We start from the raw sequence: 22,100 nt of genomic DNA, 5'->3' as shown, positions 1-22,100 counted from the left end.
ATGTTTCAGCGCATTATTCAGTTTGCTGTCGCTAATCGCCTGTTATTGGTATTGGCTTTATTCAGCATCAGCATTGCGTCATTTTTTGTTATTCCCAAACTTAATCTGGATGCCTTCCCCGATGTTACCAACGTTCAGGTAACGGTAAATACGGAGGCCCCCGGGTTAGCAGCGACCGAAGTCGAGCAGCTGATTACCTATCCGATAGAGTCGGTGATGTATGCTCTGCCCGACGTCAAAGAGGTTCGGTCAATCTCAAAAACAGGTTTATCGGGCATTACAGTGGTGTTTGACGAGAGTGTCGATATCTACTTTGCCCGGCAACTGGTGTTTGAACGACTGCAGGCGGCAAAGGAGTTGATACCCGAAGGCGTAGGTACACCCGAAATGGGTCCTAACTCCTCCGGCCTAGGCCAGGTTTATCAGTATCTGCTACTTGCCGAACCGGGCTCCGGTGTCAGCAGTATGGAGTTACGCAGTCTAAACGACTATGTGGTTAAACTGCTACTAATGCCCGTTGAGGGAATTACCGAAGTCTTGTCCTTTGGCGGCGAAGTTAAGCAATATCAGGTTAACCTCAATCCCGCTAAGCTGTTGTCTTACGACCTTACCCAGCAAGACGTAATGGGCGCGGTCAACAAGAATAACGGTAACGTTGGTGGTTGGTATATGCCCCGCGGTCAGGAGCAGTTGGTTATTCGCGGCACCGGTTGGTTGGATAGCGGTAAAAAAGGCCTGCAACAAATACGACAAATACCGCTCAAAACCGTTGACGGCGTTTCCGTAACACTGGGCCAGGTTGCCGACGTCGAAATCGGTAGTGAAATTCGCCAGGGGGCGGTCTCAATGTCGCGTAAAGTCGACGGCGAGGTCAACCAGCTGGGCGAAGTGGTATCGGGTATTGTGCTCAAACGCATGGGCTCGAATACCAAAGCCACTATCGACGGTATTAAAAAGCGCATTCCGCTTATTCAGCAAGCATTACCCGAGGGTGTCACCTTTGAGCCGTATTATGATCAGGCCGATTTAATACAAAAAGCCGTATCTACGGTCGCGTATTCACTGCTCATTGCCTTTGTCTTTATTATCGCAGTATTAGCACTGTTTTTGCTCAACATACGCGCTACTTTTTTAGTGTTACTGTCCATTCCCGTTTCTATCGCCATTGCCCTGATGGTAATGTCCGCGATGGGCATGTCAGCTAACCTGATGTCGCTGGGCGGGATTGCTGTTGCCATTGGTATGCTGGTCGACGGCTCCGTGGTGATGGTTGAAAACATCTTTAAGCACTTAAGTCGTCCGGATAGTGAACACCAAGACGACGCCGAGCAACGCACAGAGCACCGCGACCCAGATCCTCAGGCAGCCAAACTCGATAGCCATGGTATCAAGCTGCGAGTTAAGGAAGCGGCGAACGAAGTGGCACGACCGGTATTCTTTGCCGCCATGATTATCTTGGTGGTCTTTATGCCACTGTTTAGTTTTCAGGGTGTTGAAGCTAAATTATTTGAGCCCATGGCTATCAGTATTATGTTGGCCATTATCTCCGCGGTTTTTGTGGCCATCATGGTTGTACCGGCATTAGCCAGTTACTTTTTCAGTCGGGGTATTAAGCCTCGTGAAAATAAACTGCTTAAACCACTAGATAATGGTTATAAAAGACTATTATCGGTGGCGTTACGCAGTAAAAAGGCTGTTATTACCCTGGCCGGTGTGCTGTTTGTCGGCGCTTTGGTGTTAGTGCCTCGTCTCGGCACAGAATTTGCGCCCGAATTGGAAGAAGGCACGATTAATATTCGCGTGACATTAGCCCCCTCCTCTAACCTTGAAACGGCCTTAGAGGTGGCTCCGAAGCTTGAAAAAATCCTGATGTCGTTCCCGGAAACCACCTACGCACTCAGCCGCATTGGACGAGCTGAAGTGGGCGGTGATCCAGAGCCTATCAGCAACATCGAGATATATGTGGGCCTTAAGCCGCAATCCGAATGGACAACGGCATCCGATCGCTACGCCTTACAAGAAAAAATGGAGGCAAAACTAGATGCTCACCCAGGCTTGTTGTTTAATTTTTCACAACCTATTGCAACACGGGTTGATGAACTGCTCTCAGGTGTAAAATCGCAGCTAGCCATCAAACTATTTGGACCCGAGCTTGACGTGTTGGCCCGTAAAGGCCAGGAAATAGAAGGTGCCGTCAAGCAAGTTGACGGGGCGGTTGCTGTAGCGATGGAGCAAATAAAAGGTGAAGCACAACTCGTGGTTTCGCCGAAACGCCAGCAACTCTCACGCTACGGCTTAAATGTCACCGATGTACTGAGCGTTGTCGACAATGGCTTGGGTGGCGCTTCGGCAGGCCAGATCATTCGCGGTAATGAGCGCTATGATATTTACGTGCGGCTGGCCAAGCAATTCCGCGATACGCCGGAGTCTATTCGTTCGTTACGCCTGTTAACTCCCTCAGGGGCCTGGGTAACCTTAGGCGAAGTCGCCCACGTCGCAATTGAATCAGGACCACCGCAAATCCGTCGTGATGACGTACAGCGTCGCGTTGTGATTCAATCGAACGTTCAGGGTCGTGACATGGGTAGCGTGGTTGCCGATATTAGGAAGGCGATTGACGAGAAGGTGGATTTACCAACCGGTTACTCAGTCGACATTGGTGGCCAGTTCGAAAGTCAACAACGAGCACAGGAGCGCTTGTCCATTGTCGTTCCCATATCGCTGGCACTCATCGCCCTGCTGCTTTATTTTGCTTTCGGCACCATGGGTCAAGCCATGTTGATTTTGGTGAATGTACCATTGGCAGTCATCGGCGGTATTGTGGCACTCTATGTGTCAGGACAGTACTTATCGGTGCCCAGCGCCGTGGGTTTCATCACACTGTTTGGTGTGGCGGTACTAAACGGTGTGGTTCTGGTCGAGAGTATTAACCAGAGAATAACCGATGGGCATGCGGTTAATGATGCCGTGTTTGATGGCGCGTGGTCGCGACTACGCCCGGTATTAATGACAGCAATAACCTCAGCGTTAGGACTCATTCCCATGCTGTTTGCAACCGGTGCAGGGGCTGAAATTCAACGCCCACTGGCTACCGTCATTGTTGGTGGTTTGGTATCAGCTACTCTGCTGACATTGGTTATCTTACCCGTGCTCTATCCTTGGTTTTCGAAACAAAAAATTAAGGATCTGAGCCGTTAGGGTTCAATAGCATTTAAGGGGGCGGTTATTGTCGCCCCCTTTTATTAAAAGAGGAACGTATTATGGGACATCACCATAACCATGATCACTCAAAGGACATGCCGTCCAACCGATTAGGTTGGGCATTCCTGCTTAACTTTGTTTTTACCATTATTGAGTTCATTGGTGGTTTTCTTACCAACAGTACCGCCATTTTAGCTGATGCCGTTCATGATCTTGGCGATAGCCTGTCGTTAGGTCTCGCGTGGATACTAAATAAACTTGGCAAAAAACAGGCTAACCAACACTTTACCTACGGTTATAAAAGACTGAATCTTGCCGGTGCATTTATTAATGCCGTTGTGTTAATCGCAGGCTCTGCCTGGGTACTTGTGGAAGCAATTCCCAGACTCTGGAACCCTCAGATGCCCGTCGCTGATGGCATGATTGCTTTAGCCGTCGTTGGCATTACAGTTAATGGATTTGCTGCTTACAAATTGTCAGAGGGCAAAACGTTAAACGAACGCGTTATTAACTGGCACTTGCTGGAGGATGTTCTCGGCTGGGTCGCTGTACTTATCGTTGGTATTGTTTTGCTGTTTGTGGATTGGCCAATTCTCGATCCGCTACTGTCGATTGGTTTTACTCTATTTATTTTAGTGAATGTGCTGCGCAACCTGTGGGCAACGCTGAAACTCTTCATACAAGCAACTCCGGACAAAGAAACCTACAGACAAGTCGCTGACACTTTGCTGGAGCTACCTCATGTTGCTGACCTACACCATCTGCATTTTTGGTCACTAGATGGCGAGGAGCATGTATTAACCGTTCATTTGGTGTTATCTAAAAACCTTGATATCGAGGCCCGTAGCGATTTAAAACAGCGCATCGATGACGTCCTTGCGCCCTATGCTTTAAGCCATACAACGGTAGAACTAGAAGATCCTGATGAAGCCTGTAGGGACAACTGATAATGAGTGCATTATTTTTAATGAAAACATTGGGCTTATTTATTGCCACCGCAATTGCTGAAATTGTCGGATGCTATTTACCCTACCTATGGCTCAAAGAGGGCCATTCGGTTTGGTTGCTCATTCCGGCGGCAGTGAGCTTAGCCTTATTTGCTTACTTGTTAACACTTCATCCGGCGGAAAGCGGGCGGGTCTACGCAGCTTATGGTGGTATTTACGTGTTAACTGCCATAGTCTGGCTGCGAATTGTCGATAAATCGCCACTATCCAATTTCGACCTGATTGGCACGGCGTTTGTGCTAACCGGTATGGGGATTCTTGTGTATGGCTGGCGTTAGCTATAAAGCAATTCAGTTAAAGAACTCCGCTCAAAAGTTTTACTACACAGACTAACGCACCTTATGTTTGTCCGTGGTAGCGTCCTCAACCCCGTCATTAAGCGAGGCCATCAGTGGACAATAGACATCTCCGTGTCCGGCGCTGCATTTTTGCACCAGCTCATTCAACGCTCGTTCAATTTGCTGTAAGTGCGATATCTTTCGACGAACACTGGTGAGCTTTTGCTCCCCAAGCTCCCGTGCCTCATCGCAATGAGCGCCATCTTGCAGAGTTAATAGCTCACCAATTTCATCCAGACTAAATCCAAGCCATTGAGACGCGCGAATAAAATGAAGCCGAGCAAGCGCTTGTTCATCGTAATGTCGGATCCCCCCATACGGCTTTTCCGGCTCGCTCATTAGCCCTCGGCGCTGATAATAGCGCACCGTTTCCACGCCCACGCCGGCTGTTTTGGCCAGCGTGCCAATTGTCATTACGTTGCGTTTTTTTAACATAGCTATTGCTTCCGTAGTGAGGTACGGGTTTAAGATTAACACATTAAAGCAAAATGCCCGAAGGAGTTACTCTTATGTCAAATTCAAAATCTGGTCGGGGCTCTCTTCTCGCGGGAGGGATCGCAGCGACTCTGGCATCTGCGTGTTGTCTGGGTCCCCTCATATTACTTGCACTCGGTGTATCCGGGGCCTGGATTGGGAGCCTCACAGCACTTGAGCCTTATCGACCCATTTTTATTACCATTGCATTGATTGCCATATTCTTTGCCTGGCGTCGAATATACCGGCGTGCTGATGACTGCAACCCTGATAACACCTGCGCAACGCCAAATGCTCGTAAGAGCTACAAAGTGATGTTTTGGCTCGTTGCGGTGCTTACTTTAACAGCATTGGCTTACCCCTATGTTGTTCCTTTGTTTTACTAGGAGGCAATACACGATGAAAAAAACAATGATAACAACCATTTTATTTTTACTGTTTAGCATGCCCGCATTGGCGGTTGAGAAAACGGTTACGCTATCAGTACCCGGTATGACATGCGTCACCTGCCCAATTACTGTCAAAGCTGCACTTGGCCAAGTTGCAGGTGTGAGCGCCGTCGATGTCCGTTTTGAAGAGCGGGATGCAACCGTGACATTCGACGACGAAAAAACGTCAGTTAAGCAGCTCACTGAAGCAACGACAAATGCAGGATACCCATCAACACTGAAAGCAACGGCACCAAAAAATCAGTCATGAAACATCACAATGCCTTATAGCTGCTGTAAAACTGAAAGACCAAGGAGTAACCGTTATGAGTAATAACAATTTACACATTGCTGTCATTGGTAGCGGCGGCAGTGCGATGGCTGCGGCACTCAAAGCGACCGAGGGAGGTGCCCGAGTGACGCTCATTGAGAGAGGTACTATTGGCGGAACTTGTGTCAATATTGGCTGTGTCCCGTCTAAAATCATGATCCGAGCGGCTCATATCGCCCAACTGCGGCGAGAAAGCCCTTTTGATAAAGGCTTAAGTACCCATACTCTTAAGGTAAATCGATCAGCTCTCCTCGAGCAACAACAGGCTCGGGTAGAAGAACTCCGTGAATCCAAATACCAGAGTATTCTTAGAGAGAATTCCGCCATTACCGTTATTAACGGCGAAGCCCGCTTTATAAACGATGAAACTCTTTCCGTATCACTTTGCGATGGCGGTGAGCAAACGGTTCACTTTGACCGTGCTTTTATCGGCACCGGGGCCCGACCCGCACAACCACCCATCCCCGGCTTAGCTGAAACCCCTTACCTTACTTCGACAAGCGCATTAGGGCTAAGTAACATTCCTAAGCGCCTCGCTATTATTGGAGCCTCGGTCGTTGCTCTTGAATTAGCACAGGCCTTCGCGCGTCTCGGTAGTGAAGTTACTGTTTTGGCTCGCAGTCGGGTGTTATCCCAAGACGAGCCTGCCATTGGTGAGGCAATAGCCACTGTTTTTTATCACGAAGGCATCAATGTGCTTGAGCATACAGAAGCCAGCGAAGTGCGTTACGACGGACAACACTTCATTCTCAAAACCAATGCCGGAACATTAAAAGCAGAACAACTGCTCGTGGCCACAGGCCGCACGCCCAATACGGAAAACCTCGATTTAGAAACCATCGCCGTACAAACCGAGCGCGGTGCCATAACGATTAACGATCGCATGCAAACCTCTAACTCAAGAGTATATGCGGCAGGCGACTGTACGAATCAGCCGAAGTTTGTCTATGTCGCCGCCGCAGGCGGCAGCCGAGCCGCTATTAACATGACGGGCGGTGATGCGCATCTTGATCTCAGTGCCATGCCCGAGGTTATCTTTACTGATCCACAAGTCGCCACGGTGGGTTTATCAGAAGCTGATGCTAAAACTGGTGGTTACGTCACCGAAAGCCGCACGTTGGGCCTTGAAAATGTCCCACGGGCATTGGTTAACTTCGATACCCAAGGGTTTATAAAAATTGTCGCAGAAAGTGGCAGCGGCCGGCTGCTCGGTGTTCAAGTCGTCGCAGGAGAAGCTGGTGAGTTGATTCAAGCTGCTGTAATGGCGATAAGAGCAGGAATGACAGTCAATGAGTTGGCTGATGAGCTCTTCCCATACCTTACGATGGTAGAAGGCTTAAAATTATGCGCTCAAACGTTTACTAAAGATGTTAGCCAATTATCTTGCTGCGCTGGGTGAGATAACCTAGCTTAACTTCACTGGACAGTTACCAATATTTCGGGTTTAGCTGCTGGTTGGTGATAGGTTAAGCTAGTTCAGGAGTGATAATAGTTGTTATAAGCACTTTTTTTTCATTCATATTAGCTCTTATTTGTCTCACTTATTTGACAATAAGTTTTCCTAGATACCTTTGCATCTGACAATGAAAATCGTATTCTCCGGTCTTTAATACTGGCAATTCGATCAACTTTAACTTATTGGTCGGTAAAGTATCGCTGATCCCCAGATCAGGAATAAGCAAAGTTTCAGAGCAACAGATTTAAAGGCTTCCAGTTTGACAACAATCTCATTTAGCCGTTTTCATTTGTTTATTATATAACGTTACAATTAGCCAGCCAGTAATCATAGCTCCCAAGGACCACCCGAATAATCCCGTAACAAATCCACTAAAACTCAAATGCCACTCGAAACCAGAGAGTTTTCCGTGAACCATGCCTTCTGTTAAAGCCATCATGCTAGAGGGCATAATAAGCACTAGCAAGCTACAAACTCCCCATAAAACTGCGAAAGCACCGCCAGCTGCTAAGCCAAATTTCTTTGCATTAAGTTTCATAACTTCCTCCTTAAAAATACCGTTGTAAATTAGATATATTGAAAAAGTACCGCTACTTGCACACTGCAAGTAGCGGCATTTCCAACGGAGAGCTTAATCTCTACTACATTTCCTTTTTTTCTTCACTCTGGTGTTCCATCATTTGCTCCATCATCTTTTGCATCATATCCATTCGATGCTCCATCATTTTCATTTTATTCATCATATTCTCTTTGCCCATTTGCTCTGCTTTGTCTCCCTTTTTATGTTCTCCTTTGTTCATGCCTTTATCCATCCCATGGTTCATCATTTGCATGCCCTTCTGCATTGACTTCATATGTTTTTGCATGAGTTCTTTACGCTTCTTGGGGTCAGATTCGCTTTTTATTTCTTTCATAGCATCGCGCATTTCCTGCATGTGCTCATGCATTGATGTCATTTTTTCATGGTGCATCATTCCACTCATTGAACCTGTTTTATCATCACCATGTTTATGCTGTGCATCAGCAAAGACAGGAGAGGCCATTAAAGCTGTGATAGTTAAAGCTGAAAGTACTTTTTTCATTTTATTACCCTCTTGACTATGACCAAATTGTATTGGTCTCATTAATTTTACTTTGTTTCACTATCGTTAAATCTTGGAGCCCACGCTGACGTAGACCTCATATAACGGCGATATTTATTGCCGAATCCTTCAATGCCTTCGATGAAATTGAATTTCATTGAATCTAGCGGAAAACTTTTAAAATTCTCATTGTGACCTGGACGTTTTAAGCCATTTAACCAGCAACGATTTTTCCCCGATACATTTGCATCTGGCAATGAAAGTCATACTCTCCGGGTTCCAGTGCTGGTATTTGAATTGGCTTTAATTTGTTAAAAGGCAACGTTTCACTGATTTCCAGGTCAGGGATAAGCAGAGTTTCAGAGCAAGGCGATTGATCCTTCCGCAGAAACCTGAGTTCAACCGGCTTACCTTCAGGTACGTTTATTCTCGAAGGCGAGTAGGTGCCGTTTTCGACGGCAATCACCCAATCACCTTCTCCCAGCTTCATCTGCTTGGGCGTGTAAAGCCAAAACCACCAGACGATCAGTGCGATCAGAGCGATACCAGCAATATTAATAAATAACATATTTATTCTCCTGAATGCGCCAATGTTAAAAGGTGCATTAATGTTTCTTGGCTTTGAAAAAGCGTAACCGGTTAGCGTTGCTCACTACCGTAAGCGAAGAAAAAGCCATTGCTGCACCTGCAATAACCGGACTCAACAGCATTCCAAAAAATGGATACAGAACGCCTGCGGCAAAAGGAATACCTGCTACGTTGTAAATAAAAGCACCAAATAAGTTTTGTTTAATGTTGCTCAGTGTGGCCTTGCTCACCGCGACCGCATCGGCAAGCCCGTGCAACGACCCGCGCATCAATGTAATATCAGCACTTTCAATAGCGACGTCCGTTCCCGTGCCAATCGCGAAGCCTACATTGGCAATAGCTAGTGCTGGCGCATCATTAATACCATCTCCCGTCATGCCAACGATTTCGCCTTCCATCTGCAGCTCCTGAACCTTTTTTGATTTTTCTTCCGGCAGAACTTCAGCGAAAAATTCTTTAATTCCTACTTTTTCAGCAACTGCTTCTGCTGTCGCGCGATTATCACCAGTAAGCATCACTACTCGCACACCGTTATCTTGCAAACGTTTAATGGCGGCTACGGAGTCGTCTTTTATCGGGTCGGCAACTGCAATAATTGCAGCTAACTCATTATCAACGGCAAAGTACATAGGCGTCTTAGCTTCAGCAGCTAAGCCTTGGGCTTTTTCAACAAAGTTACCGAGCTCAACTTGACGTTCACGCAACAGCTTTTCATTACCGAAAAGGAGGGACTTCCCGTCAACTTCTGCCTCCACGCCATGACCAGCGATGGCGTTGAAGTTCGAGACCTTACTTGTCTTAATCCCTCTTTCCCTGGCTGACTCAACTATCGCCTGTGCTAGCGGATGTTCAGAGCCAGACTCAAGTGTCGCTGCAAGTTGCAGTACGGTTTGCTCATCGTACTCACTCGCTACTAATACGTCGGTGACTTTAGGAGAACCAAGTGTAATGGTGCCCGTTTTATCCAGGATCATAGCCGATACTTTCGACGCTGTTTGCAATGCTTCGCCATTGCGAATCAGCACACCTGCCTCTGCGGCTTTTCCTACACCCACCATTACCGACATAGGCGTCGCCAGGCCTAATGCGCAAGGGCAAGCAATAATCAAGACAGTGGTCGCTGATACCACAGCAAAGGCCAGTGCCGGCTCAGGCCCAAAGTTAAGCCAAGCTAGAGCACTGATAACAGCGATAATCATAACGACTGGCACAAAGTAAGCTGAAATAATATCGGCAAGACGACCGATTGGGGGCTTAGAGTTTTGCGCCCGTTTCACCATGTTAATAATTTGAGCAAGTGCTGTATCTTTTCCGACTCTTGTCGCTTGAAACAAAAAGGAACCACTTTTATTTATCGTGCCCGCCACAACGTCATCACCAACTGATTTTTCCACGGGCATGGGTTCACCCGTTAGCATAGATTCATCAACGGTGGTACTTCCCTCTATAACTTTTCCATCAACAGGGATTTTTTCTCCGGGACGAACACGTACTACGTCCTCCTCGAGTACGTCTTCGATAGCGATATCCAATTGTTTATCGTCACGAATCACCCTTGCGGTTTTCGCCTGCAAACCAATGAGACGTTTTATGGCTTCGGACGTGCGCCCACGAGCTTTCAGTTCAAGTGCCAGCCCCAAATTGATCAAACCGATAATCATTGCGGTCGCTTCAAAGTATACGTGACGCGCCATTTCCGGAACCAGGTGCGGAACCAATACAACCACCATGGAATACAACCAGGCGGTACCAGTACCAAGTGCGATCAGCGTATCCATATTAGCGGAATGATTTTTCAAAGATTGCCAGGCACCGACGAAGAAGTGTTTGCCCGAAAAGTAAAGTACACCTAACGTTAGAATACCTACGACTAACCATGTCACACGCTCTGTGGCAGTGGTCACCGTCATTTCACCAACAAAAAGGCTATAAATCATGAGAGGTACACCTAACGACAGCGCAACGGTCATCTCCCGCATCAGCCGCTTGTAATAAGCCCAGTCGGCTTGCTCTTTTTCTGCCAACGCATCACCGTCACTTTCGGACGTGGCTACTTTAGCGCTATACCCCGCCCTCTCTACTGCTTTCACTAAAGCGCTCGGACTTGCTGTTCCTGTCACACTGACTGTTCGCTGCGCAAAGTTCATCTCTGCATTTTCCACACCGGATACAGACTTTAATGCACTCTCGATTTTGCCAACACAACTCGCGCAACCGGCTCCCTCGATAATGAGTTCCTCAATGGAACTACTACTAACGTCCTCAGTTTTCACACCCATACAAGTGCTCCTTATTTATGGAAAATTAACCAAATCAGGGCTCTTTCCCACAAAGTACCAACGATAAAATTTTCACTAACTACATATCCGAAAATCGGTTCGCAGTTTGCACCATTCGTTTAATTTCATTTTCTTCAACGTTTTTTACTGTTTCTAACAGCTCTTTTGCGCTGTCTATATCAACACGGGAATATAGGTGTTCATACAACTCAATGACTTGCTCATGATGGTTTACAATGTTCTCCATAATGTGATCAGTATCTAACTCTTTAAAAGGCGAATCACAGTGTCCATGCTCAACGATGGGATGTTTCCCAATATAGTCATAACACCAAGTGTCTAATGCATTTCGGTTTGCTGTACTCAAAAAACCTTCGACCATTCGCTCTAAGCTAGCCTCATGACCCGACACGTAGTTTAGAATCATCCGAGCTCGTTCATCTTGGTTTTGTTTAGAGCAGTGAGTAACACACTCCTTCAGGTTTTTGTGGAAATCAACGGTCCAACTCAGCACATCTTTGATTGTTTCTATTTGCATTTTTTACTCCTTACCTATAATTAATCGTTACTTTCGTTTGCTTTTGTTAACTGGCGGACTTCTATGACAACTCCACGGTGTATGTTCCGAATTATCTTTAATATTTTGGTCAATAAACTTGTAGTACTCTTCTTTCAGATGAGTCCACCACCCACTATTTATTTCAACACCAAACTTCCTGAGCTTTTCCTCTATAACATTGAGATCCACTTTAGAGGCATCATAAGCTACCAATAACAAGTTACGCTCAGAGTCATAGGCAACGCTATCGAGACCAACCAACAAGTCAATTTCTTTGATAGCTTTGCGAACTTCTTTCACACTCTCTGCGTTTAGCTTTAAAGTGCGGTTTACTAAGTTAATTCCCCGCACTCCTGCTCTATGATCGTTATTTGACATCAATACTGTCCTGTTAATTAAAACTACCAATACGTTTCAGGCAACATTTGCTCGGTGTTAACTTTGTAACGAAAGCTCTTTATTAGTGGCTGCTCGTTTATCGTGAACCCAGAACAATTCATCGATTGGCGAGATAGAAACTAATCCCTCGTTAGATACCCCAGTATGGGCCGCTTCAACTACCAAGAGGGCAACATCACGCGCATCATCACTGTTCACATAAACTTCAAGCTGTACGTGATCAACTAAGTGATCATCGTTATAGCTATCGAAGTAGTAACCCCGTCCTCGCACAGGAAACAGCGTAAAGCCGCTAACGCCACGGCCGATGAGAGCCTCTTCCACTGAGTCTTGTCGAAGTTGATCAAAAATAGCGGTAATTTTAGATAGGTTCATATACCCCCCTAAAAGCCCTAAAGCATATAGCTTATGGACTGTGTTTAGCCTAGTTACTTAAATTTCGAGAAAATCTAGAGTTGTAATTTAGTAGTGCTATTTCGGAGGGTAGTAAATATCGAAGAGTATTTGCTTCACATCACCTTTATAAGACACGGGATGTGGCAAGTTGCTAGGAGAGTTTATCGAAGTGTCGAATTGAATAAATACTAGAGGTGAGTTCGCAGAGTTACACTCTTCATCCATAGAGCATTTATCAACTACGCAGCAATAGCAGTCGTCAATGATAGATTGCTCACTTTCATCGCAATGAAAGTTATCTTTGCTTTCGTTGCTAACATCCATATGGCTAACACTTTTTTCGTGCTGTACATTGGAAGCATTGTTATAAGCAGGAGCGGCTGGGAAGGATAGCTGTATCACTATTCCTAACATAAGCACAACTAAAAATTTTGCTTGAAACATATGTGCGCTCCTATTGCCATGCTATAAATTAGCATACTACCACCTGCACATCATTGATCGAGATCAAAGGTGCGCAGGTGATATTTACAGAGTAAGGTATCATCTAACCTTAACGTCTTTCTTTCGCCACAAATAGTAAACAGCAGGTAATACGAGCAAGGTTAAGATAACAGCGCTGATCATTCCTCCAACCATTGGCGCCGCTATTCTACTAACCACCTCAGCCCCAGTCCCTGTACTAAACATTATAGGCAATAAACCAGCAATTGTAGAAACGGCCGTCATCATGACGGGGCGAACACGAAGTCCAGCCCCTTCCATTACGGCAAGAGAGAGACCGTCTTTCGTTAATGCTTTACCATGCTCTAACTGACTTTTTTCATATTCATTATAGGACTGGTTTAGGTAAGTCAGCATTAGTATTCCTATTTCTACAGTGACACCTGCTAGAGCTATAAAACCAACCGCTACAGCAACTGAGAAATTATAATCTAAAAGATACATTAGCCAGATTGACCCCACCAATGCGAGAGGCAAAGTTCCCAATATAATGGCTATTTCTGTAGCGTTTCGAAAGTTCATATATAAAAGAACGATAATAATCGCGAGCGTTAACGGAATCACGTAAGTCAGTTTTTCCTTTGCCCTTTCCATATATTCGTACTGCCCGGACCAGGTAACTGAATACCCTGCTGGCAACTCGAGTTCTTGTTCTACAACCTTCATTGCTTTTTCAACATAAGTGCCGACATCAACTCCCTCAATGTCGACAAAAGTCCAGCCATTAAGTCTTGCGTTTTCGCTTTTAATTGCCGGCGGTCCAAGTTCAACGTAGACATCAGCCACATCCGCCAAACTAATACGCTGCCCGTTTGGCGTAACTAAAGGTAGCTTCTTTAATTCTTCCGGCGAATCACGGTAATCTTGAGGGTAGCGCAAGTTTATTGGGTAACGTTCAAGCCCTTCAATGGTCTCTGAAACATTCATTCCACCAATAGCCGTGGCAACGACCTGCTGCACATCCTCAATGTTCAAGCCATAACGTGCAGCCTGCTCTCTTTCTATGTCAACTTTGACATAGCGTCCACCTGCCACTCGCTCTGAATAAACAGAAGCCGTACCATCGACATCATCAAGTATTGCTTCAAGCTGCTGCCCTATCGTCTGAATTTCATTAAGATCGGCTCCGGCAACTTTTATACCTACCGGCGTTTTGATACCTGTCGATAGCATATCAATGCGAGTTTTAATGGGGTAAACCCACGCATTGGTCAGCCCCGGAAACTTTACAAGCGCATCCAGTTCTTTTTTCAACTTCTCAGTGGTCATACCGTCTCTCCACTGATCTTTCGGTTTCAGTTGAATAAAGGTTTCAATCATCGTTAGGGGTGCCGGATCAGTGGCGGTATCCGCTCGACCAATTTTGCCAAAAACCGTCTTCACTTCCGGTACCGTTTTTATGAGCTTGTCGGTTTGCTGCAACAGCTCCCTTGCTTTACCAATTGATAATCCGGGATAGGTAGTGGGCATATACATCAAATCGCCCTCATCCAAATCTGGAATAAATTCACTACCAATTTTGTCAATCGGCCAGACACCAACGGCCAGGATAACAAGCGCTCCGACAACTGCTGTCTTGGGGTATTTCAAAATGCCTTTTAAAAGCGGTTTATACCCGGCGATCAATAACCGATTAAGCGGGTTTTTCCCCTCAGGTGTTACCTTTCCTCTGATAAAATATCCCATCAACACGGGGATAACGGTAACCGCTAAGGCTGCACTGGCTGCCATTGCGTAAGTTTTCGTGAAAGCAAGCGGAGAAAACATCCGCCCTTCCTGGGCTTCTAAGGTAAATACCGGCATAAAGCTGACGGTAATAATGAGCAAGCTAAAGAAAAGAGCAGGGCCCACCTCTGAAGCAGAGGCGGCAACCACCCGCCAGCGGTTCTCTGCTGTCAGTGGCGTTTTTTCCATATGCTTATGCATATTTTCAATCATGACGATGGCACCATCGAGCATAGCGCCAATAGCGATTGCGATCCCTCCAAGTGACATAATATTCGCGTTAATTCCTTGCCAATACATGACAATAAACGCGGTTAAAATACCCAAAGGCAAGCTGATAACGGCAACCAGCGAGGAGCGGACATGGAAGAGAAATATCACACAGATAAACGCGACAATAGCGAGTTCTTCTATTAAACTTTTCCAGAGACTTTCCACGGCATCCGAGATAAGCCCCGAACGATCATAGACAGTGACTATATCGACACCTTCTGGTAGCCCAGACTTTAATTCTTCCAACTTTTGTTTAACGCCATCAATCGTTTTTTGGGCATTTTCTCCGAAACGCATTACCACAATACCACCCACGGCTTCTCCCTCACCGTTGAGTTCGGCGATACCGCGTCTCATTTGGGGGCCCACACCCACATCAGCAACGTCTTTAAGCAATAATGGCGTGCCATTTTCATCAACGCCAAGCGGGATACTCTCTAAGTCTGACACACCATCAATATAGCCTGAGGCCCGGACCATATACTCAGCTTCCGCCATTTCAACCACCGACGCCCCCACTTCCTGATTACCTCGCTGGATAGCATTTTGTATGTGAGCAAGAGGAATATCGAATGCGCGCAGCTTCTCCGGATCCACTTTCACCTGGTACTGCTTTACCATCCCGCCGAGGGCGGCAACTTCCGAAACCCCCTCGACCGTTTGCAGTTCATACTTTAAAAACCAATCCTGCATACTGCGTAACTCACTCAAATTGTGGTTACCCGTACGATCAACCAAGGCATACAAATACACCCAACCAACCCCTGTTGCATCAGGGCCTAATTGCGGTCTTGCATTAGAAGGCAGTGTCGGAGCAACCTGAGACAAATATTCCAGTACTCGCGAACGCGCCCAGTAAGCGTCTGTATCTTCGTCAAAAATGACATACACATAGGAGTCGCCGAAAAACGAATATCCACGGACGGTTTTAGCGCCGGGGACAGACAGCATAGCGGTTGTTAATGGATAGGTTACTTGATCTTCTACCACCTGCGGCGCTTGACCCGGATAGCTGGTTTTAATGATCACCTGGACATCCGACAAGTCCGGCAGTGCGTCTACGGGCGTATTCTTAACCGCAAAAGCACCAACACCCACGAGGATTAATGTCGCCAGAAGAACGAAAAAACGGTTACTCACTGACCATCGAATGACTGACTTAATCATGGTTATGCTCCTGCTCTGTCACTTGTTTTTGCTCAGGAATATGAATCGATGTGAGCTGGTACTGTTGCTTCCCGACTTGCGTTATTTCCGCATGCAAGGATAACCCCGTGCTAAGCTGAGAAAGTTCAACATCCGAAGCAACATCGAAGTCCATCGTCATTGCAGGCCAGTCCCATTCAGAAATCTCACCGTGCTCCAGCGTAACCATCGAGTGCTGAGGCATAACATTTTTAACGGTTGCTTCAACCCAGACAGCTTGAGCTGCTGCGTCACTTGACATACTGCCATGGCTCTCGTTATCAGCATCAGTGTCATGTTGCATGCGCTTAAAGTCAGAGGATTTACTGGACTCAGAATCAATCAAAAACTGAGCTGAAGTAACGATGTCATCACCTGCCATAAGACCCGATAAAATTTCAACTCGCGAGCTCCCTAACCGCCCAACGTCAACATTAACTGATTTAAATTTCCCATCACCCAGTGCCAGTACAACTCGGTTCGAACCACCCATTCGGATAAGCGCTTCTTTAGGGATGATTAAGTTTTTGTCGCCTAAACCAGCCTTAATGTTAAGATTCGCAAACATGCCCGGTTTTAAAAAACCATCTGGGTTGTCGAAGTGAATTCGAACTTGTCCCGTCCGAGTTTTAGGGTTAAGTGACGGATAGACATAATCAACCTTTCCTTGCCACTCTTTACCTGGAGCATACTCAAGGTTCATTTGAACGTCATTGCCTACCTCAACCTGGTTCAATTGCCGCTCAAAGACTTCTGCAATAACCCAAATTTTATCCAGTTGAGCAATGGTCATTAAATTCATACTCGGCGTTACAAACGCACCTTCACGCACAGTCAGTCTATCCAATACCCCGGACTGCTTTGCTTTTACCGTGATTGTTTTCTGAATTTTACGAGTTTCTTTTAACTTCTTAATCTCAGATTCAGAGACTTGCAGAGCTCTTAAGCGTTCTTCAGCAGCATCTAGTAGAACCTGATTACCTCGCTGCGAGGCTAGTACAAGCTCCTCTTGAGCATTAACCATTTCCGGTGAGTAAATACTGTATAACGGTTGGCCTGCTTTAACAGAGTTACCGACCGCTTTTACAAAAAGGTTTTCAATCCAACCTTCAACACGAGGACTTACTGTTAATACTCGGTCCTCATCAAACTGAACATAGCCAACTGTTTCGATATCTAGGTTGAGTCTCGAGGACGTGACGGTTGCAGTTGTAACCCCAAGGTTATTAATAACGTCGGGATCAATTCTCACCGTACCAGGTGAACTCTCTTCTGCATCATCGCCATAGTAAGGAATAAGGTCCATCCCCATTGGAGACTTTCCTGGTTTGTCTCGGCGATAATTGGGATCCATCGGAGCCACCCAATATAACGGCTCTTTTTTGGCATTATCCGATGAAACATCGGAGCCCGCAGTTGACTGCATTAAGTAGCCAATAGCACCAGCGCCAACCGCAAACCCTACAGCTAAACTTATAAGAGATTTAGTGACTGTTTTCATTTTAAACTCCTGAGAATAATAAGTAGTTTGCTTCGGCAATCAGCTTTTGGCGGTTGATGGCGATCGCTAATGCATCAATTTTTGCGTTAACTTCAGCAATCTGTGAACGCACCGCCTCTGCAAAGTCGCCATCATCATTGTTGTAAGCTGTCAATGCAGCTTCAGACTGGGCGGACATTTGTGGAAGTAGCTCTTCACGATAAAGAGCAGCGCGTTCATTCAAACGATTCAGTTGTACAAAGGTACTGCGTAAATTGGCTATTAACTGTCTGGCAATCAGCAGTTTTTCAGTTCTTTTTGCTTCAGTTTTATACTTTGCCGAACGCACCTGTTCATCCTGCTTGTTATCAGTAAACAGTGGTATATCGAACGTAACTCCGGCTGAAAACAAGTCGGCACGGTCATTACCGCTTGGAGCATCGTTTCTATGACCATATTTAAGGTTGGTTGACCATTGTGGTTTATAACCTTGTTGAGCAAGCTCTACAGAAGTTTCCGACGCCGAAATGTCTTGATCGGTAGCTTGCAAAACTGGGTGCCCTTTTATTAATTCGTACAAGGCTTGTTTAGGCATTGTTGAAGGCGAACTCAATGCTTCCTGTAGCGTAAGGTTAGGAACGTCATCTGGTAACTTTGATTTCGCTATAGCACCTATCCACTCCGACAGTTTGCTTTGAAATCGCTCCTCTTTCTGTCTTAATGAAGTCAATCTGTCATCCAGTCGTGTGAGCTCAAGCTGGGCCCTAATAACATCCTGCTGCCGTGCTTTTCCTTCGGTACTGGTATAACTTGCCTTGGCGGTCGACACTAACTGTTCAAAAAGCGCTCTATCGGATTCAATCAAACGGATACTTTGCTGAGAGAAAAAAACATCTAACCACAACTTCGTTACCGTTGTTTTGACCTTAGCAATACGATCAGCCCTCAAAAGGGGTTGTTTTTGGGCCAATTGATTTTTTTGCTTACGAGACAACGATAGCGTGTTTCCTCTAGGAAAAGTTTGTGAAACACCTACGATCAATTGGGTCATTCCTTCCTGTCGTGAACTAAAACTGTCAACAGGGAAACTGGCTGCCGTGAGCGATATTTTAGGGTCAGGCAAGCTGGAAGAGGCTATAGCTTCACTCGCGAATGCCTCTTGGGTTTGCTTACTTGCTGTTAGCCAAGGGTCTTCTTGTACAGCGATACTCACTGCGTCTTGCAAATTCAAAGGCGGCTCTTGCGCATTTGCAAAATTTGGCACCACTACAGTCAGAACACTTAAATAAGCCATTTCTCTTAAAAGTTTCATATTGTTACTCTCAAAAACTGTAAATTTTTAAATTAAACACAGACCAGGCTATGAGTTAGAGCGTAACTAGGGTTACTAGCGAAATCATAACTACAATGACCGAGCCAAAGCTTATAGCTGTGCTTTTACCTGGACGATAAACGCGCCAGGTCGAGAAATTTAGTACTTTTTAAGAGTAGATTGGGGGCCGAAATAGCGAGAGAGAGTGCTTTTCTTTAATATTCGTATCTAAGAATGAGGAAGCGTTAAAAACCAGCTTCTCAATAGGCGGAACGCTGGATTGCTCAGAATAAACGACAGTAATTGACGGGCTGTAACAATGACGCATCATTGAATCAGAGCAACAGTTATCGGTAAGAGAATGTGACACTTCGCAACCCGCAAGATCGCAAACTTGCTCAGTAGAATCGTGCATACATGCCTTTTCCGTACTGATAGTTTGTGAAAATGACATTGTTGTTACTGCTAATAACAGTAGGGCAATGATTAAACGATACATGCGAAGCTTTACTATAAAAACATGCTTGGAGTGTATCTCTTTTGGCTGATAAAGATCAATCAATTAAAGGAAGTACCCATAACGAGGTAGTCAACCCAGGTGGTGATACAACTTCTACATCACCACCCCGATTTATTGCTAACTCAGGCGCTTTCAAGCTCTAAATACCAAAGTCATCGAACCTTACTTGTTCTCGCGGAACGCCAAAGTCAGCAAGAGACTCTAACGTCGCTTTCAGCATTGGTGGAGGACCACACACGTAAACGTCCAATGTGTCTTTGTTTTCATCTGCTAACCATTTCATTGCAGTTTCGTGCACAAAGCCAGTGTGCCCGGCCCACGCATCTGATTTAGCAACCTCTGAAAGTACCGGTATATAATTTAACCGCTCATCTCTTTCGAACTCATCCCTATAACAGAGCTCTTTTTCATATCGTGCGCCGTAAAAAAAGATACAGCGACGAGGAGAGCCTGCTGCTAATTCACTTTGTATTAACGCTCTCAACGGTGCAATACCCGCGCCGCCCCCGATAAAGACTTGTGTATGAGAGTTTTGCTTTGTCAGTTGGAAGTCTCCAAATGGCCCAACGGCATCGACACGAGCGCCAGCTTCTAAATTACATAAGTGATTTGATCCCACCCCCGGCGGTACCCCTTCGCTTGGCGATGGCAGCTGCCTTATGTTAAACACAAATCGAGTCGGGTGAGGCCGCGTGGCAACAGAGTAATGTCGTGACAATATTTCGTTTAAGTGTGGAATACGAAACTGCATAAACTGCCCGGCTTCATAATTAACGGGCTCTGAACTCACAAAGGTAAGCTCCATAATGGATGGAGTCAGTTGACGCTTTGAATCGAGTGTTAAAGCTATATCACTAACCCCCTCATTATGTAACTTTACTTCATAATTTGTTGAGGTTCTGTGTTGGCAAGATAACCGCATCCCCGCGTCTAATTCATTGGCGCTCAATAACGCTTTTTCAGCGGCTTTAGGACTAGGTATATCGCTGCCTTGTAGTGTTACTTTACATAATCCACAAGTTCCACCTCCACCACAGCTGCTGGCAATTGGTTTCCCTTTCTGTTGAAAGTATTCTAGCCATGTTTTTTTCCGATTTGGATTAAAGTCACCGTTAGTAATATTTCGGCCTAAAAGAATTAGCCCGGATAACGAAAACCAAAGAGCGAATAACCCGGCACTCCAAATCAATAAATGATTAAAGCTTCGGCCACCAGTGTAATCCATAAAATGCAGACGAAATGCCCAGTCAGCTATTGTCCATGGTGTATTGCGATGCTCCACTACCTGAGATGAGGCTTCATCGATGTATATCCGAGTATTAAGATCATCTTTAATATCAATGCGAAACCCCGAAGCTTCCCAGCCATTCACTTCATCGCTTCCCATGACTCTTTCAACCGCTTCGACGTGACCCGGACCATTATAGCTACTGAGCGCTAATTGGGTTGCCAAAGCCTCACCGGTAGACCAGTTTTCGTTTGTGTTAGCGTTGAAATACAGGACACTTCCATCTGCCAATGTCACTTGATACTGACCAACCCCAGCAACACTTACCAGTTCAATTAAATGTGCTGATGGAAACCTTTGGTACATTTCAGTAAAGTCGACCTGAGTTGCTAATTTTTTAAGAGGCGGCTTAGAGTTTTCGGAGACCATGTATTGATGACCCGACATTCCATGATGGCCAGTTATACTGAAAAAGAAACCACTCACTAGCCACAAAGCGACCTGAATAACTAAAATTAAACTCACCCAACGATGAAGCCATTGTATAAACCTTATCATTGGGCACCTCCGATCGGTCTTCTTTTAAACGTTATGGTATAAAGGAGCAAAACAATGCCCGTTATCATTAAAATAAATGTACCGATAATAAAGGCTTTTAACCACCACGTTTCTATATCCACACGTTCATCGTAGTCCATTATGTGTAGCATCCAGACAATGTCGAAACCACGCCAGAAAGTGTGTCGTTTTACGAGCAAATCACCCGTTGTTTCAGACAAGTAAAGGCTGGTATTACCAAAGTCATCGTAGTTCACTTGCCATACTGGCAACAAAGTTTCACTAATTTCAGTTGGTGGGTTATCCGTCATATAAACAACGGATTCAATGTCTGCACTCTCTTGTGCGTAGTATCGGTTGGCCAAGTCTTCAATATGATGCTGAGTTATTTCAATGCGCTCTAACGATTTTGCATTAACCAAAAACTCACCTTTATCACTTTTTAACTTGTATACTGGCTGTAGCTTACCATCTAGTCCGCGAGCCTCTAGTGAGGCTTTTTCAGTTTCAGGATAACGCGTTAATAACTTATCTAAATCTGATACCTCAGTACCTTCAGGTAAAGGCTGACTAACATCCTGAACTAAGTGATCTCCGTGAATATAATCCAAGTCGAAGAACACCATGTAAGCACCACTTATTGTCCAAATGACCATTTGCAAGCCAAAAACCAAAGATAACCAGCGGTGCCAGACTCTCCATTGACTCGAACGTTTTTTTTCCGACATGTCGTCCTACCTCAAATTTCATATAAAAAGGCTGCCACTCCCAGGGAAA

Annotated in this window: 21 protein-coding genes; 6 read left to right on the top strand and 15 right to left on the bottom strand. The window is 45.6% G+C overall.

Annotated elements, in window-relative coordinates; translation table 11 throughout:
- The 3 genes from VBY75_RS09055 (at position 1) to VBY75_RS09045 (ending at position 4,486) form a co-directional block, all read left to right on the top strand.
- Positions 1-3,198, top strand: coding sequence for an efflux RND transporter permease subunit (locus tag VBY75_RS09055; protein WP_011234877.1), 3,198 nt, complete (start codon positions 1-3; stop codon positions 3,196-3,198).
- A gap of 62 nt (positions 3,199-3,260) precedes the next feature.
- On the top strand, positions 3,261-4,148 hold the full coding sequence (locus VBY75_RS09050; RefSeq protein WP_011234878.1) for a cation diffusion facilitator family transporter: 888 nt from the start codon (positions 3,261-3,263) through the stop codon (positions 4,146-4,148).
- Positions 4,149-4,150: 2 nt separating this feature from the next.
- Positions 4,151-4,486 (top strand): YnfA family protein, encoded by a 336-nt coding sequence (locus tag VBY75_RS09045; protein WP_011234879.1) that lies wholly within the window; start codon positions 4,151-4,153, stop codon positions 4,484-4,486.
- A gap of 51 nt (positions 4,487-4,537) precedes the next feature.
- Here the strand turns inward: VBY75_RS09045 and merR are convergent, their stop codons facing one another.
- Positions 4,538-4,981, bottom strand: coding sequence for an Hg(II)-responsive transcriptional regulator (merR, locus tag VBY75_RS09040; protein WP_011234880.1), 444 nt, complete (start codon positions 4,979-4,981; stop codon positions 4,538-4,540).
- A gap of 74 nt (positions 4,982-5,055) precedes the next feature.
- Here merR and merT point away from each other — a divergent pair, with 74 nt between their 5' ends.
- Genes merT through merA form a run of 3 tightly spaced genes read left to right on the top strand, consistent with a single transcriptional unit; the run spans position 5,056 to position 7,178 of the window.
- Positions 5,056-5,406, top strand: a complete 351-nt coding sequence (gene merT, locus VBY75_RS09035) for a mercuric ion transporter MerT (protein WP_011234881.1) — start codon at positions 5,056-5,058, stop codon at positions 5,404-5,406.
- Positions 5,407-5,419: 13 nt separating this feature from the next.
- Complete coding sequence (gene merP / locus VBY75_RS09030) at positions 5,420-5,719, top strand: mercury resistance system periplasmic binding protein MerP (RefSeq protein ID WP_034818174.1); 300 nt, start codon at positions 5,420-5,422, stop codon at positions 5,717-5,719.
- 55 nt (positions 5,720-5,774) lie between these two features.
- Positions 5,775-7,178, top strand: a complete 1,404-nt coding sequence (gene merA, locus VBY75_RS09025) for a mercury(II) reductase (RefSeq protein WP_034818177.1) — start codon at positions 5,775-5,777, stop codon at positions 7,176-7,178.
- A gap of 142 nt (positions 7,179-7,320) precedes the next feature.
- On the opposite strand, the gene VBY75_RS09020 is transcribed toward merA, so the two are convergent.
- The 14 genes from VBY75_RS09020 to VBY75_RS08955 all read right to left on the bottom strand — a co-directional run bounded on the left by VBY75_RS09020 (position 7,321) and on the right by VBY75_RS08955 (position 22,051).
- A complete protein-coding gene (locus tag VBY75_RS09020; protein ID WP_153849795.1) occupies positions 7,321-7,461 on the bottom strand; it encodes a cupredoxin domain-containing protein in 141 nt (46 codons plus the stop codon).
- Between the two features lie 45 nt (positions 7,462-7,506).
- Positions 7,507-7,773 (bottom strand): DUF5676 family membrane protein, encoded by a 267-nt coding sequence (locus tag VBY75_RS09015; RefSeq protein WP_034818180.1) that lies wholly within the window; start codon positions 7,771-7,773, stop codon positions 7,507-7,509.
- Between the two features lie 103 nt (positions 7,774-7,876).
- Complete coding sequence (locus VBY75_RS09010; protein ID WP_271331979.1) at positions 7,877-8,317, bottom strand: hypothetical protein; 441 nt, start codon at positions 8,315-8,317, stop codon at positions 7,877-7,879.
- Between the two features lie 214 nt (positions 8,318-8,531).
- Entirely contained in the window at positions 8,532-8,885 is a 354-nt protein-coding gene (locus VBY75_RS09005) for a cupredoxin domain-containing protein (protein WP_011234468.1), read from the bottom strand.
- 37 nt (positions 8,886-8,922) lie between these two features.
- Positions 8,923-11,184, bottom strand: a complete 2,262-nt coding sequence (locus VBY75_RS09000; RefSeq protein WP_011234469.1) for a heavy metal translocating P-type ATPase — start codon at positions 11,182-11,184, stop codon at positions 8,923-8,925.
- Positions 11,185-11,263: 79 nt separating this feature from the next.
- Positions 11,264-11,722 carry a hypothetical protein gene (locus tag VBY75_RS08995; protein ID WP_011234470.1) on the bottom strand — a complete coding sequence of 153 codons (459 nt, stop codon included), beginning with the start codon at positions 11,720-11,722 and terminating at the stop codon, positions 11,264-11,266.
- 27 nt (positions 11,723-11,749) lie between these two features.
- The gene (locus tag VBY75_RS08990; RefSeq protein ID WP_011234471.1) at positions 11,750-12,121 is read right to left on the bottom strand and encodes a cation transporter; all 372 of its coding nucleotides are present in this window, start codon (positions 12,119-12,121) and stop codon (positions 11,750-11,752) included.
- A 57-nt stretch (positions 12,122-12,178) separates the two neighbouring features.
- Positions 12,179-12,517, bottom strand: coding sequence for a P-II family nitrogen regulator (locus tag VBY75_RS08985; RefSeq protein WP_006956222.1), 339 nt, complete (start codon positions 12,515-12,517; stop codon positions 12,179-12,181).
- 96 nt (positions 12,518-12,613) lie between these two features.
- Positions 12,614-12,982, bottom strand: a complete 369-nt coding sequence (locus tag VBY75_RS08980) for a hypothetical protein (RefSeq protein ID WP_034732787.1) — start codon at positions 12,980-12,982, stop codon at positions 12,614-12,616.
- Positions 12,983-13,081: 99 nt separating this feature from the next.
- Positions 13,082-16,207, bottom strand: a complete 3,126-nt coding sequence (locus VBY75_RS08975; protein ID WP_271331978.1) for an efflux RND transporter permease subunit — start codon at positions 16,205-16,207, stop codon at positions 13,082-13,084.
- On the bottom strand, positions 16,200-17,726 hold the full coding sequence (locus tag VBY75_RS08970) for an efflux RND transporter periplasmic adaptor subunit (protein WP_416512140.1): 1,527 nt from the start codon (positions 17,724-17,726) through the stop codon (positions 16,200-16,202). The genes VBY75_RS08975 and VBY75_RS08970 overlap by 8 nt, the downstream gene beginning before the upstream one ends.
- A gap of 1 nt (position 17,727) precedes the next feature.
- Complete coding sequence (locus VBY75_RS08965; protein ID WP_228757987.1) at positions 17,728-19,017, bottom strand: TolC family protein; 1,290 nt, start codon at positions 19,015-19,017, stop codon at positions 17,728-17,730.
- Between the two features lie 659 nt (positions 19,018-19,676).
- Positions 19,677-21,323, bottom strand: a complete 1,647-nt coding sequence (locus tag VBY75_RS08960) for a 2Fe-2S iron-sulfur cluster-binding protein (protein ID WP_271331976.1) — start codon at positions 21,321-21,323, stop codon at positions 19,677-19,679.
- Positions 21,320-22,051, bottom strand: coding sequence for a PepSY domain-containing protein (locus VBY75_RS08955; RefSeq protein ID WP_271331975.1), 732 nt, complete (start codon positions 22,049-22,051; stop codon positions 21,320-21,322). The genes VBY75_RS08960 and VBY75_RS08955 overlap by 4 nt, the downstream gene beginning before the upstream one ends.
- Positions 22,052-22,100 lie beyond the last annotated feature (49 nt).

Source organism: Idiomarina sp. HB, assembly GCF_048059115.1.
Taxonomy (GTDB): domain Bacteria; phylum Pseudomonadota; class Gammaproteobacteria; order Enterobacterales; family Alteromonadaceae; genus Idiomarina; species Idiomarina abyssalis.
The sequence above is the reverse complement of the archived record's forward strand: the minus strand, read 5'-3'. Positions and strand labels throughout refer to the sequence as shown.

Excerpts from the sequence above, each read along its gene's own strand:
- merR (WP_011234880.1), bottom strand. The coding sequence starts at position 4,981 with ATGTTAAAAAAACGCAACGTAATGACAATTGGCACGCTGGCCAAAACA.
- VBY75_RS09045 (WP_011234879.1), top strand. The coding sequence starts at position 4,151 with ATGAGTGCATTATTTTTAATGAAAACATTGGGCTTATTTATTGCCACC.
- VBY75_RS08980 (WP_034732787.1), bottom strand. The coding sequence starts at position 12,982 with ATGTTTCAAGCAAAATTTTTAGTTGTGCTTATGTTAGGAATAGTGATA.
- VBY75_RS09010 (WP_271331979.1), bottom strand. The coding sequence starts at position 8,317 with ATGAAAAAAGTACTTTCAGCTTTAACTATCACAGCTTTAATGGCCTCT.
- merA (WP_034818177.1), top strand. The coding sequence starts at position 5,775 with ATGAGTAATAACAATTTACACATTGCTGTCATTGGTAGCGGCGGCAGT.
- VBY75_RS08995 (WP_011234470.1), bottom strand. The coding sequence starts at position 11,722 with ATGCAAATAGAAACAATCAAAGATGTGCTGAGTTGGACCGTTGATTTC.
- merP (WP_034818174.1), top strand. The coding sequence starts at position 5,420 with ATGAAAAAAACAATGATAACAACCATTTTATTTTTACTGTTTAGCATG.
- VBY75_RS08965 (WP_228757987.1), bottom strand. The coding sequence starts at position 19,017 with ATGAAACTTTTAAGAGAAATGGCTTATTTAAGTGTTCTGACTGTAGTG.
- VBY75_RS09055 (WP_011234877.1), top strand. The coding sequence starts at position 1 with ATGTTTCAGCGCATTATTCAGTTTGCTGTCGCTAATCGCCTGTTATTG.
- VBY75_RS09005 (WP_011234468.1), bottom strand. The coding sequence starts at position 8,885 with ATGTTATTTATTAATATTGCTGGTATCGCTCTGATCGCACTGATCGTC.
- VBY75_RS08975 (WP_271331978.1), bottom strand. The coding sequence starts at position 16,207 with ATGATTAAGTCAGTCATTCGATGGTCAGTGAGTAACCGTTTTTTCGTT.
- VBY75_RS08985 (WP_006956222.1), bottom strand. The coding sequence starts at position 12,517 with ATGAACCTATCTAAAATTACCGCTATTTTTGATCAACTTCGACAAGAC.
- VBY75_RS09000 (WP_011234469.1), bottom strand. The coding sequence starts at position 11,184 with ATGGGTGTGAAAACTGAGGACGTTAGTAGTAGTTCCATTGAGGAACTC.
- VBY75_RS09015 (WP_034818180.1), bottom strand. The coding sequence starts at position 7,773 with ATGAAACTTAATGCAAAGAAATTTGGCTTAGCAGCTGGCGGTGCTTTC.
- VBY75_RS08960 (WP_271331976.1), bottom strand. The coding sequence starts at position 21,323 with ATGATAAGGTTTATACAATGGCTTCATCGTTGGGTGAGTTTAATTTTA.
- VBY75_RS09050 (WP_011234878.1), top strand. The coding sequence starts at position 3,261 with ATGGGACATCACCATAACCATGATCACTCAAAGGACATGCCGTCCAAC.
- VBY75_RS08990 (WP_011234471.1), bottom strand. The coding sequence starts at position 12,121 with ATGTCAAATAACGATCATAGAGCAGGAGTGCGGGGAATTAACTTAGTA.
- VBY75_RS08970 (WP_416512140.1), bottom strand. The coding sequence starts at position 17,726 with ATGAAAACAGTCACTAAATCTCTTATAAGTTTAGCTGTAGGGTTTGCG.
- VBY75_RS08955 (WP_271331975.1), bottom strand. The coding sequence starts at position 22,051 with ATGTCGGAAAAAAAACGTTCGAGTCAATGGAGAGTCTGGCACCGCTGG.
- merT (WP_011234881.1), top strand. The coding sequence starts at position 5,056 with ATGTCAAATTCAAAATCTGGTCGGGGCTCTCTTCTCGCGGGAGGGATC.